This is a genomic window from Bacteroides sp. AF29-11 (assembly GCF_003602895.1).
Lineage (GTDB): Bacteria > Bacteroidota > Bacteroidia > Bacteroidales > Bacteroidaceae > Bacteroides > Bacteroides uniformis.
In genome coordinates, this window is sequence record NZ_QTLY01000005.1 from 244,518 (window position 1) to 258,203 (window position 13,686).

At 40.2% G+C, this 13,686-nt stretch carries 10 protein-coding genes and 1 pseudogene; all 11 read right to left on the reverse strand.

Annotated elements, in window-relative coordinates:
- Positions 1-5: 5 nt before the first annotated feature.
- The 11 genes and pseudogenes from DWZ03_RS10460 to mobA all read right to left on the reverse strand — a co-directional run bounded on the left by DWZ03_RS10460 (position 6) and on the right by mobA (position 13,522).
- The gene (locus DWZ03_RS10460) at positions 6-425 is read right to left on the reverse strand and encodes a DUF1934 domain-containing protein (protein WP_120129904.1); all 420 of its coding nucleotides are present in this window, start codon (positions 423-425) and stop codon (positions 6-8) included.
- Complete coding sequence (locus DWZ03_RS10465) at positions 422-1,306, reverse strand: radical SAM protein (protein ID WP_057318688.1); 885 nt, start codon at positions 1,304-1,306, stop codon at positions 422-424. Before DWZ03_RS10465 ends, DWZ03_RS10460 begins: the two co-directional genes overlap by 4 nt.
- Positions 1,307-1,643: 337 nt before the next feature.
- Positions 1,644-3,725: a type IA DNA topoisomerase gene (locus DWZ03_RS10470; protein WP_120129907.1), complete on the reverse strand. Its 2,082-nt coding sequence runs from the start codon at positions 3,723-3,725 to the stop codon at positions 1,644-1,646.
- Positions 3,722-3,910, reverse strand: a pseudogene (locus DWZ03_RS20205) (hypothetical protein). The gene DWZ03_RS10470 and the pseudogene DWZ03_RS20205 overlap by 4 nt, the downstream one beginning before the upstream one ends.
- Entirely contained in the window at positions 3,907-5,424 is a 1,518-nt protein-coding gene (locus tag DWZ03_RS10480) for a DUF3945 domain-containing protein (protein ID WP_044545506.1), read from the reverse strand. Before DWZ03_RS10480 ends, DWZ03_RS20205 begins: the two are co-directional and overlap by 4 nt.
- Before the next feature lie 386 nt (positions 5,425-5,810).
- Positions 5,811-5,984, reverse strand: coding sequence for a hypothetical protein (locus DWZ03_RS20005; protein WP_087880416.1), 174 nt, complete (start codon positions 5,982-5,984; stop codon positions 5,811-5,813).
- Between the two features lie 262 nt (positions 5,985-6,246).
- Positions 6,247-8,604 carry a S8 family peptidase gene (locus tag DWZ03_RS10485; protein ID WP_207805207.1) on the reverse strand — a complete coding sequence of 786 codons (2,358 nt, stop codon included), beginning with the start codon at positions 8,602-8,604 and terminating at the stop codon, positions 6,247-6,249.
- A gap of 2 nt (positions 8,605-8,606) precedes the next feature.
- Positions 8,607-9,701 carry an AAA family ATPase gene (locus tag DWZ03_RS10490; RefSeq protein ID WP_057318690.1) on the reverse strand — a complete coding sequence of 365 codons (1,095 nt, stop codon included), beginning with the start codon at positions 9,699-9,701 and terminating at the stop codon, positions 8,607-8,609.
- Positions 9,702-9,856: 155 nt separating this feature from the next.
- Complete coding sequence (gene mobC, locus DWZ03_RS10495) at positions 9,857-11,842, reverse strand: conjugal transfer protein MobC (protein WP_120129912.1); 1,986 nt, start codon at positions 11,840-11,842, stop codon at positions 9,857-9,859.
- A gap of 19 nt (positions 11,843-11,861) precedes the next feature.
- Positions 11,862-13,100: a conjugal transfer protein MobB gene (gene mobB, locus DWZ03_RS10500; RefSeq protein ID WP_117904955.1), complete on the reverse strand. Its 1,239-nt coding sequence runs from the start codon at positions 13,098-13,100 to the stop codon at positions 11,862-11,864.
- Positions 13,085-13,522 carry a conjugal transfer protein MobA gene (gene mobA / locus DWZ03_RS10505; RefSeq protein ID WP_117904953.1) on the reverse strand — a complete coding sequence of 146 codons (438 nt, stop codon included), beginning with the start codon at positions 13,520-13,522 and terminating at the stop codon, positions 13,085-13,087. Before mobA ends, mobB begins: the two co-directional genes overlap by 16 nt.
- Between the last annotated feature and the right edge of the window lie 164 nt (positions 13,523-13,686).

Here is a 13,686-nt window from a genome sequence, read left to right on the forward strand (position 1 = left end):
TTCTTTTATGCAATATCTCTAATACTTATAATAAGAGCATTATTAGACGTAAACTTGTCATTAAGAAATAAATCATAATTCAATTCAACACGAATGCGGTCATCATATATTTTAAGCTGATAAAGCAATGTCCTTACTTTTATATTAATATCTCCATCAGCAGTGATATAATCCGATTCCGTTAATTCCCCATTTAGGAAAGACATTTCAGTAAAAATCGACCCTGTACGATATAAATTAGCTTTTTCCAGATTGATTATCAGTCGGTTTTCAACAACATGTCCTCCTGCACATAATTCTCGGTATAAAACAGAATGACTACTACCGGAACGTGAATAGTTTCCAATGGCATTAGTTACTATTTTATCCGTATAGTCGTCATACCGTTGAATATTTTGAACGATTATTCTAACATCCTTTTTCATAAATGAGGCAAGTTCTCACGGTATTGCCGCAAATAAGATTCATCTTGATTATGGATTTGTTGTTCCAAAAAATGAACCATCTTTTGCTTATCTGTTTTTAAGTTACCACGGACTTGGATTAAGTTAGAAGCTCCATCAGTAGCAAACCTTGCATTTACCGTCAAGCTCTGAATCAGTGTTTTTAGCTCCTGCAATTTTTCAATCTCTGTTTCCTCTTTCCAATTTCCTGCTTGAATTTCTTGAAATAGCTGAGAGGTTGGATAGATGGTTAGCATGGAAGCATCTATGATTTGTGGGTGAAGTTGGTTGAAGATTTCCGCAGTTGCCTTTGCGCCAATTTCCCCTCTCCCTGAACCGGAAATGCCAGTCAAATAAAAGAAATTGTAGCTCATATCCACCTCTTCTAACTTTTTGCATTGTTCGATAATATCTTTAGACAAATATCCCTTTTTCATAAAAACAAGTGCTTCATCATCTCCCGTTTCAATTCCAAACGTAATTCCATCATAACCGAGGTCTTTCAACTCTTGCAAGTCTTTGACGGATTTCTGGCTAACATCAGTTATTCTTGCAAAACAACCGATGCTCTGACAGTTTGGAAAATATTCATGTACCATCTTCGCCAATGTTTTGAGCTTATCCACACTAAGTACAAAAGGATTAGCCCCTGTAAAGAATACTCTGTCTGCATCTTTATAGTAGTGATTAGCTTCTTTCAAATCTGATTTAACTTCTTCGAACGGTGACATTCGAAACTTGAAAGGCAAGTCTTCATAAAGAGTACAGAACTTGCATGAATGGTGAGTACATCCTGCTGTAACTTGAATTAAAAGGGAGTATGCCTCATAAGGCGGTCTCCAAATAGTTCCTGTGTAATGCATAATTATTTCTCCTTTTATTTATGTAAACAATGACCAAAAACAGTAGAATATCAACTGTTATTTAGTTTCTTTTTCGATGGCAAAGTTACAAATATACTTAGTATAAAAAAAGAAGTTACTTAAACGTTAGACAGTTACAAAGGGGTAACTATTTTTGCGTATCAGATAGTTACATGCGAAAAAAAATAAAAAAAGATGGGAATGGTATATTTATAGGGTGATGTAGAGAAGATTTATAAAAAGCACCCGGTGTCCCTCCGGGTGCTTCAACCACAAAAAATTCAATTATAATCTATCTATAATGAAACTTTCTGTGGCAAATATAATGATTTTCATTCTATTTCTTCGGCTTGCCTTTCTTTTCAGGAAACACGAAAGTAACATTAAACTGCCCGTCAAAGGCAAGTGAAGCGTCAAAGACTTTACCATCCCTGTTCTTGAACCCTTTGATTAGCCCGGTTTTCCCGGTAGCCACCAGTTCGGTAATCTGTTTGTCTGTTAGTTGCTTTTCGCTCTTGTTGCGGAAGATGGTAACGGAACAATCCACATTGGAACATTTGGCGACTTTCGGATAGAAAAGGATGCGTCCGGTCTTGCATTTGGGGCAAATGCAACCACTACCCGAAGCGAAAGAAAGCTGAACGTCCAAAAGTTCAGCCGTGATTTGCCGTGCATATACTTCGATGCCTTTACGGAACGTATCGGGGTTCATTTCGCCGCTTTCTATTTTGGCAAGCGTATTTTCCCACATTCCCGTCATTTCAACGTCTGCTATCTTCTTGTCCCGGATGATATTGTAAACGGCAAGACCTTTCTCGGTCGGGACAAGGTTCTTTTTCTCCCGGACGATATACTGCCGAGAAAACAGCGTTTCGATGATGGCTGCCCGTGTTGCGGGCGTGCCTATACCCGTATCTTTCATGCTGGCTTTCAGTTCTGCGTTTTCCAGTTCCTTGCCTGCGGTTTCCATTGAAGAAAGCAGGCTGCTTTCCGTGTGTAACGGCTTGGGCTTGGTCTGTTTCTCCAACAGTTCAATACCGGAAAGCGGTAAACTATCTCCGTCCTGCATGGCTGGCAAAGTGGCGTTATCTTCTCCGTCCTCTTTCTCGCCGAATACGGCACGCCATCCGGCGGGCTTGATTACAGACCCTTTGACGGTGAAAAGCGACCCTGCACATTCCAGCGTCACACTGGTAACGTCCTTGACGCATTTTTCTGAAAAGGCTTCCAACATCCGTCCGGCTATCAGTTCATAGATTGCCTGTTCGTCAGCTTCCATCTTGTCGGGCAGGTTTTCCGTCACTATCAGGGCGTGATGGTCTGTTACCTTGCCATCGTTCACGGAGCGGGAATTTAAGGCTTTGCCTTTCATCCCGGCTGCATACCCGGCAAAACGGGCGTACTGTTCCAAATTAATAAGACGTTCCGGGATTTCCTCGAACACGTCCTGCGAAATGTAGCGGCTCCCGGTTCGGGGATAGCTGATTAGCTTACCCTCATATAGCTTTTGTGCGATAGACAGGGTTTTGTCTGCGGAAAAGTTCAGTTTCGTATTCGCTTCTTTTTGGAGCGTGGTTAAATCATAGAGCAATGGCGGTTCTTGGTTCACTTCCTTGCGTTCTACGGATTTCACCTGTACCGTTTCCGCTTCTTTTACCCTTTGCAGCGTGTCGATGGCAGCTTGCTGCGTATCGTATTTGTCTGCGGACAGGGCGGCAAAGGAAACATTGTCCTTTACCGCCTGTAATTTCAGTTGCCAATACTTTTGTGGGACAAAGTTCTTGTTCTCTAAAAAGCGGGTACATATCATTGCCAACGTGGGCGACTGTACCCGTCCCAAAGAAAATATTCCTTGTCCGGCTGCCACGCTTAAAGCCTGTGTCCCATTTATGCCAATTAAATAATCGGCTTCGCTGCGTGCCTGTGCCGAAAGGAAAAGGTTATCATACAGGCTGCCGTCTTTCAGATTTTGCAGTCCCTCACGGATTGCCTTGTCCGTAAGGCTGCTTATCCATAAACGGACAAAGGGCTTGTTGCATCCGATATACTGGTAGATGTAGCGAAAGATAAGTTCTCCCTCTCTCCCTGCATCGGTGGCGACTATAATCTTGTCCGACTGGCTGAATACTTCTTTGATTACCTTTAGCTGTTTTAATGCGCCGGGGTCAGCCTTGTACCCCTTATCCGCTTTCACCTGCCGGGGTGTAAGTTGAAAATTCTCCGGGATGATAGGCAGGCTTTCCCGGCGGAAACTCTGTATGCCGTATGCTTCCGGCATTGCCAAACCTACAAGATGCCCGAAAGCCCATGTAACGAGATACCCGTTACCCGAAAGGTAGCCATCCTGTTTTTCATTCGCTCCTAAAATGCGGGCAATGTCCCTTGCCACGCTTGGTTTTTCTCCGATTACTGCAATCATTCTAATTTCGATTTTAATTGTTCCACTTCTTTTTGTCTTAGGATTTTCCGGTCATAGTAGATGTGATAGCCATCTACATAAAATTGTCGGTTCTGCTCGTCTATGGCTTCCTAGTCTGTTTTGTAACAGGCGAAGAAAAACAGGGAGAAACCGACAACCGGGATAAGGATTAATACTGCTATCATCTTTTGCGTCCCCTGTTTTGTTTGGGTTTGTCCGCTTGCTCCTGCTTCTCCTTTTTATCCTGCTTGGTCTTTTGTTTTTCAGTGGGCTTGTCCTGACCCTTTTTCAAGGGTTCTTTCACTTTCTTGGTGGCTTCGTTGGTCTTGCCCTCCGAATTGACCGCCACCTGTGTGCGGTTCTTGTTTGCCGGAGTAATCTCTTTCACGGCGGAACGGTCAAAGCTGGGATTGTCGCTGTAAAAGCCTAATTTCTTCTTATCATGGTTCACCTGAATATAAGCATCGTATTCTACCCCTCTCTTGTCTTTCAGCCCGGCAACAAAAATGGTCTTGTCATTGACTAAATCCTGCTGTTGCTGGCGTGATAGCTCTATTCCTGAAATGCTTTTGGGAATGGTTACACCGTCACTGGTGACAAGGCTGTTCTGCTGCGCCTGTTTCTGCCCTTGCTCCTGTGACTGTTTGGCATTGGGATAGATAAATTCCAGACTTTTCTTGTCGGCATTGACCTGAACGGTTGCGGAAAAGGGATTTTTACGGTTGGAAATCATATTTTCAAGGAATACCCCTTTTCCTTCCCGTAAGGCTTGCTGTTGTTCCTTGTTCAGTTTGGCACCCTTTATTTCATCGGGTATTTGGACGCTGCTTGCACGCATGGAAACCAGTTCGTTCGTCACCTTATCCACGCTGATAAAAGAGGGTATCATTTCTCCTGTGATATAGTTTTTCAGGTTTACTATGCGTCCCATATTGCCCGTTTCAAGAAGATTGGCTTTATCCTCTTTGGAAAATTCATGTCCGAAGAACGGACGTTCAAGTTCCGGCTTTTGGCGGATGCCGTGTATAGCCAAAACCACATTCCCGTCCTTGTCATGCCGAAAAGACAGGCGTGCATCCAGTTTCATAATGGCGGAATTATAGTTTCCTGCGATGGAGAACGCACCGGGTGACTTGTACCCCCTTAACATGGGTTCTAAAGCCTTTGCCTTTTCAAGCTGTTCTTTGGATAGCCCGAAGTTCTTCAGGGCTTCCCAGTCCACCTTGTCAGGATCGATAACATACTTACTTTTGTCAGGTTGCTGCGGTGCTTGCGCCGTTGGTTCTTGCTGCGGTTGCTGCGTTTGGGTCGGCTGTTCGTTCTTCACTTCCTGTTTCAATGTTTCAGGCTTTACCCGGTAACGGTCTATGTCTGCTTCATTTTCGGGTGTCGGATGATTGAAGTTCTCTCTAATCATCGGCTCGATTTTGGGAAGTTCAATCTTCGGGATTTTGAAGAAGTTAAAACGGGTCGGGTTCTTCAACTGGTTCATCATATTGGAAAAGAAGTTGGAAAAGAAATCACCGTGACGGTCGAATTTCAAAAGTTCGCTGTTGTTCTCCGGTGGTACAGTTTGGAGTTCCCCGTTTTCATCTACGCCTTTTACTGCGCTGATTGTCTTTTTCTCCTTATCCAGTACAAGAAGAATATCCATCATCTGTTCGTCAGTGGTGGACTGGTTGGCTGTGTTTACATCCATAACTTTTTGAATTTTAGTGAATAAATAAAATTATCGAAAGTAAAAGTACGGATGAAATAGAGTATATTTAAGGATTTGGGAACGGGTGGCTTCATTAGTCCCCGTTTGGCTTCATTTGTCCGCAGGCAGACAAATAAATATTGCAATCATTGAAAAAGAGGTTAAAGTTCATTGCTCACTATTGTAGCTTTTTGACTAATAGCTAAAATCCCAATAATTTTTTTAATCAGAGATTAAGAAAGAAGTATCTTTTTAAATCACTAATTGTTTTGTACCATAAAATTATTACAAAAGGAATATTACTATAACATCTTATCATATATTCTAAGCCTAATAAAATGAAAAAATGGCTGCCCAGAGAAACTGGACAGCCGTCAAAATTAAAACTATTTCTCTTTTGTCACTCCTTTAAAAGGAGTACCATCTGATTTAACATCCATAAATTTTCCTGTTTCGGAATTTCGTTTAACCCAATTACCTGTTTTAGGATTAAAGGTTTGAGTTCTTCCTCTTACAGCCCCATTACGATGTCCATCGCCAACTTTACCATTTCGTGCCATAAAATTTCTTTTTTAAATGACTAACTATATTCTCATTAATAACGGGTAATGAGTTTTCCCGATAGGACGAACCAATATTGAAATATATTGCAATCTGTTCGTTTTATTGAAAACATGACTATATTTGCAGTAATATTGGATTTTCAATAAAGTAGGAATGGCAAGGGTAACCAACCCTGTAATACTCCTATAGTTTTAACATTCCTATGATAAAGCCTTAAAAGTTACCCGCTTTTGAGGCTTATTGTTTTTTCTTGGTTTATTAGCTATTTAATCTGATTCGTACTTCTTCTTTAACTTTCACATTGCTATGTATAAAACTAAAATTATCAAGCAATTGAGTAACTTCATTGTATATATTACCTTTCTTTTTGGTATCTTTGATGGTTATTACAAGACAAAAGTCTTGGCTTGGTGTTCTATCTTCCATCTCACATTTTTCTTCTGTAAAATGACGATACAATCCTTCCATCTTTAAATACCAATTCTTAGGTGCTTTTAGAAATTTCTCCTTATTAGCAGGCGTAAATTCATCAAAATTTACACTCCATTTTTTGACTGGCTGGAATTTATCACCATAAGCAACCAGCATTCGTTCAGTTGCAAAAGGAGAAGTGATGTCCTTGGATGCTTTTTTGCTATAATTTGCCATTGCTAAAACATTTTGCCTTCCGTCCGCACCAATAGGATTCTTAACAGTTCGCTTTGTAGTATCACGTTCTATCTTTTCATCATATGTGCCAAGCATAACATCTATATTAGACTGACAATATTCTGCACCTTGTGAAACCTCCAGAATAGGCGATGTAACTAATGTAACTGTAACTTCTCCATAAAAATAGCCTTCATCATCCACCATGCTTTGAGGAAATGGAAAATCAAGTATATCAATAAAATGTCCTCTTTCTAATGTATCTTGAAGTATAAGTGTTATTTCATTAGGTTCATTAAAAAGAATATCTTTAACATTAGAAGGAAGTCCAAATCCTGTATATTTAATTTTATCAGCTATCTGCATTTTCATCTCCTCCGGATATTTTGCAGAGTGTATAATTAAAGCTTTTAATAAGTTTGGATTAAAGGATTCATTTAGCATCGCATCAAGTCCAGAAGTTATTGCAGCTATTCTGGGCGTTGAAAAACTTGTACCAACATTCCCAACTACTTGACCTGAAACCGAAAATGATTTAACAGGGTTTGTTGTAATATTATTGAAACTATCTAATCCCACGTTACCTCCAAAATGAACTACATCTGGTTTTATTAAATGTGAAGGACCACGTCCAATTCTTGAAAAAGGAGACGGATTATTTTTTTCTGCAATATCAGTATTATTTTTATCATGTGCTAAAGAACCTACAACCAAACCTCTTACAGTATCTGCTGATTTTGCTATTCGTTCAACCGGAGCATTCAATTTAAAATTAGTACAATTACCTGCTGATTTACAAATAAGAACATTGTTTTGTTCTTGTATTTCATCTAATGCCTTGGCAAAATCAGAGAACTCATATAAATCAGCTTCCCTATTAGTTCCTAAAGAAAGATTCCATACTTTTACATCAGGATTTCTACTGACAGCATCCCATATTTGAAATATCAATTCATCTTCAGTTATACTTTGTTTTGAAGTATCTGGCATTACAATAGCTTCCAATAACCTACACCCATCAAATCCAGTATAATTTTCCCCCTCTAATTCATCTCCATATAATAATACTCCTGCAACAAAAGTTCCATGATTTTTATTTACATCTTCTTTAGAATAGTATGTAATGCTTTCGTCACATAGCCAAGGCTTTAAATGATCTATATCTGCAATTCCTGTATCCAATATTCCTACTACCGGATATTCAATACCAGCTTTAGGATATTTTACAGGTATATTATTCTTTTCAGAAACAGAATCCATAGTAATATCATAAGTTGGCATCTCTGATATTAATTGAATACCATCAAATTCTTTTATTTCATTAAATGCGTCTATAGTGATACCATCTATTCGGTAAATATTCAGTTCTCCAGAATAAGGAACACTTTTATAATTTAACTTATGCTCTTTACAATACTTTTCAAATTCTTTAATTAAGACACTATTCAAAGAATTGTCATAGTAGTTAAATAGTTTGACTTTCAATATTGTTCCGGCAGTAGGTGTTACATTAACTTGAGGTTTAAACTCTTCAATGTTAATTATAGCAGAAATACCTATGATAACAGAAGGAGTAGGATGGCTCATTTCTGCATATGCTATTTTATCAGAAATTCTTCGCAAATCATCTTTGTTATCTATTTTAACCAAAACCTCATCTTCACCACTTACTCCAATCGTATTTAACTTACCTACATTAAATAGGTTTGCAACTTCTCTGCGATAAGTTTTAGCTAAGGCATCAGAATTCATCTTTAATTTTACAACAGAAGGAACGTAGTTATTACGTCTCACTTTTCTTGACAAAGATTCTGCAACTTCATTTAACACTTGTCTAAAATGTATTGATTTCTCACATACAGTTTCAGGATTGACCCATTTAGGTGGCTTATTGCTACTACCACCTTCCGTATCTAATTCGTCTTTTTGTCTTTTTTGAAAGAACTTAATAGGAAGATTTTTTGCCATAACTATGATTGTTTATTTAAATAATTGCGAACTTGTCTAAGAGAAATCCCCATCCTATCAGCAATAGCCGCTTGGGGAACTCCATTGTCATTCAAATATTCTACTAACCCGTCAACAGTAAGATTACCTCTATTGTTAAACTCAAACAATTCAATCAGAACATCTTCATATTGGAGAATATCTCTATTGCTTATAACAATTTTAGCTTTTGCATTATTGATGATTGTTTTTATATCAGATGGCGACTTACCAATAAGTAATTTAGCTATTTTATCGCATTTTTTTTCATCAGTCGTAAAATCCGTATTAAAATCATCTACAAAAGTTTTTAATAGTCTAACTAATTCTTCATCTTGAGGAACACCTATTTCTATAACCGTATTAAATCTTCTCCAAATTGCTTTATCTAACAATTCTGGATGATTAGTAGCTGCGATAAGAATATTCTGTTTTGCAAAAGAATCTATATTTTGCAAGAGGCTATTTATTACTCTTTTTAATTCTCCTAATTCATATTGGTCATCCCTTGCTTTCGCAATAGCATCAAATTCATCCAAAAATAAAATACAAGGTTTATGATCAGCAAAGTCAAAAATTTTTCTAATATTCTTGGCTGTATTCCCTAATAAGGAAGACACAATGGCATCAAACCTTGCAACGACTAAGGGCAATCCTGTTTTTTCAGATATATATTTAGCAATAGTTGTTTTTCCACATCCCGGACTCCCATAAAGAAGTAGTGAATTTGACGTTTCTACTCCTTTTTGAATTAACTGACTTTGGTGTTTTACAACATTAATAAAGTCTGCTATTTTATTATCTATCAATTTTGGTAGAACAATTGGCGTACTATCAACCGAGGGGACTGATACATCTACAATACTCAATCGGCTTTCTTGGTCAACAGGTGTTGTTAGCAATTCATCCATAGTAATGGTCGTAGCCATTCTATTTTCTATTGCTTTCATAATCATTTTAGACATCCTGCTATCTCCATCCTTGCCCATTTTTTCGGCAAGTAACTTGGAATAGCTATAGACTTTTTTCGTGTCTTTAGCTAATCCCCCTTCTATTATTCTTAATATTTCTGTGTACATAACCCATTAAAATCAATTATGTGGCAAATGTAGCATTTTTCGTAATACAAAACAAGCATATTGATATAAATATATCAAATATCGTAAATAAAAACACGATTATCGATATAACAACACCAACGAAACGATATAAACTACTATTCCTTTATTAAATATTACAATTCAGGGTCGTTCTTTATCCGTTCCATTTCATCCGTGACAATCTGCTGGACTTCTTGCTTGACCCGGTTGTAATTTGCCTGTATTTCTTCCTGCATCCGGTCGTTCCCGTCCTCGTCCCGGAAATCTATAATTTGGGGCAGCTTTTTGTAGTTGGCTGTTTCCCGTTTCACTTGCTCGTTATCCACCACAATTTCCGCATGAAATATTTTCTGCTCAATGCGTTCATCGAAATTATCACTGACCGCACCCACGAACATACCCTGCGTTAAGTTGGATATTTTACTGGGTGGTATCAGGCTATCCATTTGCGTACTGATAGAGGTTGATTTATCATTCCGGTTGATAGTCATGCTTTGGCGTTTTTGTAAGACCTTTCCGAAACGGTCTGAAAGCGTTTTTGCCGTTTCAGAAACCACCTGACCGGAAAAGATGTTACCCACCGTATTTTCGATTACTTTGCTTTCCTTATCCCCATAATCCCGGCGTAACTGGCTGAAATCCTGAAAGCCCAAACAGACCGCTACCTTGTTGCTTCGTGCCGTTGCTATCAGGTTATCCAGTCCCCGAAAATAGATGGTCGGTAATTCGTCAATGATTACGGAACTTTTCAGTTGGTGCTTCTTGTTTATCAGCTTCACAATACGGGAATTGTACAATCCTAAAGCACAGGAATAGATATTCTGACGGTCGGGATTATTGCCTACTACCAAAATCTTAGGTTCTTCCGGGTTGTTTATATCCAGTGAAAAATCATCCCCTGTCATTACCCAATATAAAGCTGGGCTTATCATACGGGAAAGTGGAATTTTAGCACTTGCAAGCTGCCCTTGAAGCTGGTCTTGCGCATTACTTTCCCATGCGTCCATGAACGGTGAAAGATAGTTTTCCAGTTCGGGATAGCTGGTTAAAATAGTGAACGTATCGGCATATTTCTTGTTCAAAAATTCAATGGCGTGCGGAAATGTACAATACTTGCCCCCCTGATAGATTTTCAAAAACCAAATGATAGAAGCCAGCAGGATAATCGGGCTTTCTACAAAGAAATCTCCCTGCTTGGTTATCCAACTGCGGTTAAGGTTTAACATGATGGTATAACTGGCTTCGTATGCGTCCGATATGTCCGTCATAAATGCCGGATTTATCGGGTTGCATCGGTGACTTTTACGTGGGTCATCAAAGTTAATCATGTAGAATTTAGGCTGTACCTTATACCCGTCTAAATGGTTGATTAGGTGATTGTAAGCTATCTCTGAAAGGTCAGGAAATTTGTAGTCATAAATATAAACAGCGAAGCCTTTTTCGATTTGCTGTTTGATGTAGTTATTGACTATCGCATACGACTTTCCTGAACCGGGCGTACCCAATACCATGCTTGCCCTGAACGGGTTTACAACGTTTATCCAGCCATCGTTCCACTTCTTTTTATAGTAGAACCGTGTCGGCAGATTGATGGAATACTCGTTTTCTATCAGGCGTGTTTCCTGTGCGAAACTTTCATTTTCCAAATTAAACACATCATCCATTAGGTTGTTTTTCAACAGGCGGGAAATCCATACTCCGGCAGCAAGTAGCGAAAGATACCCGGCGGTCATGGTAAAGATATACAATGCTGTGTTTGCCGCCAGTGCCAACGGCAGAACCAACAGCCACCAGTTCAGGAAAAACAGGATAAAACCGATTGTCAGGAATACATAAATCTTGTTCCATGTGATTTTTTCCTCTTTCACTCCCTTTGTACCCAAACAGGAAAGCGCAAGGAATACCACCGAAAAAAGTTTGGTGTACAGGATATTGGAGAACAGCCCGGCGGTACGCTGGAAGTTCAGCAGGATTTTATCGACTACCCCGATATTGATACCCCACTGCCGGAACGACTGGTAACAAAACCAGTAGATGTTTATCACTACAAATAAAATACTGATTGCCCGCATAAAGTCCATGACCTTTGCAAGTCCTCTTAAATCATCTTCATTCTGCATAATTGAAATTTTATAGTTATTAAATACGTCTTTGTTTCTTCTTCTTTTTCTTCTTGGGTGGTGGAACTTGGCTGTTGTCGGGTGGCGTATCGTTCCCACCGGATAACAGGCTGAACAGTCCTGCAATGGTTTTGCCTGTATTTTCAAGGTGTCCGGTCGGGTTAAATTCCAGTGCGTCTTCCTGCATTTCCTGTTTGCTGTTTCCCGACAAAGTATGGGAGCCGGAAAACAGGTCATTGAACACATTGGCGGAAAAGTCCTTTCCCAACCGTGAACCGTTCAGGACGGTACGGTTTTCGTGGTCGATGAATGTTACACCGTATATCCTGCCTGTATCGTTCTGCCGGAAAAGTACATCTATGCCTTTCGCTTTCAATTCCGTAATAAGCTGTTCCCGGCTACGGGCGGATTGCATCACTGCGCCGACTGTCCGGCGAGTACGCTCTTTCAGGTTCTTGTCCTGAATGTCCTTTGCCGATTTCTTGATACGCCGCTGAATGGCTTCGTAACCTACCGACTTACCCAAAGAAGAAGATTTGAACGGGTTTCCCTGTTTCTCCCCTTTGTCATTGGTCGCTGAATAGACAATACCGTTATAGGGTTTGCCGTTCGCTTCCCCTTTCACTTCCTCCGCCTGTACATTATATATAGATAGCAACGCTTTGTATTCCGTAAAACTCTGAAAACGGTAACTGCTGGCAAGGGCTTTCACCGTATTGGATAACTGGTGCTTTACGTCCCCTGCCCGGTAGTCCACCTTTTTAAGTTCGGGGCGTTCGGCTGCCTGTTTCTTCTCTGCCGGATGCAGCCCGTACTTCTGTTCCAGTTCACGGGTGATTTGTTTGCTGCGGATATGCTCGAACTTGTCGTTTATCTTTTTGCCCGTATCGTCCACCCGGATGGAAACGATATGTATATGATGCCTTGCAATATCTTCGTGCTTGTACACCATATACGGCTGGTTGCCATACCCCAACTTATCCATATACTCTTTGGCTATATCTGCAAGCTGGCTGTCTGAAAGCACATCATCCGGGTGTGGGTTCAGGGAGATATGGATAATCGGTTTTTCCGTTTTCAGGTCTGCGGGCAGGTGCATATCGAAACATTCCATACAACGCCGGATGCTGAAATTCCCGTCCTCGCTCTCAAACATACGGTTGCTTAAAAGTACCTTTCCTTGCTCTTCATCCACCTTGTTTTGGTTGTAGGAAAGCGCACCGAACAGGGAGCTTCCTACGCTTATCTTTGCAACCATCTTGTTTCAAATTCACGGGTCAGTTCAATAATTTGGCGGTTCAGGTCGGCAAGTTCTATCGTTGCCTTTTCCAGTTTATAGAGAAATGCGAGTGCTTTCTTCTCTGAAAAATTGGTATGGAGAGCCTTTACCACCTGATTGTAATTCACGGCAATTCCCCTGTACTGGGAATATAAAGCGGTCAGCCGGGTATAATATTCGACTGCCGCCTTGTCGATTTTAATCACTTTGAACGGTTCGCCGAAGATGCGGGCGGTGATAAAATGCGCTTTGGTGCGCATACCGGACTGGTCGAACAATGCCAAAAAGCGGGCGTGGTCTATCGCATTGAAGCTGATAGAGTACCTGAACACTGCCGGGTCTGCTTTGGGCTTGCGTCCTGCGCCACCCGGACGGGGCGCATTTTCATTTTTCTGTTTCATGCTACATTTTTTTAAAGGGTTACGACTTCGGAGTGACCCTATCCCGGCTTCGTCCGGGCAAGGCGTTCAAAGCTGCTGAAAGAATTTCAAGCAGCTTAAAACACACCTTGCTATTTGCCAGTGCAAATAAAAATCCATCTACCGATGGATTGGAGTTAGCGGAT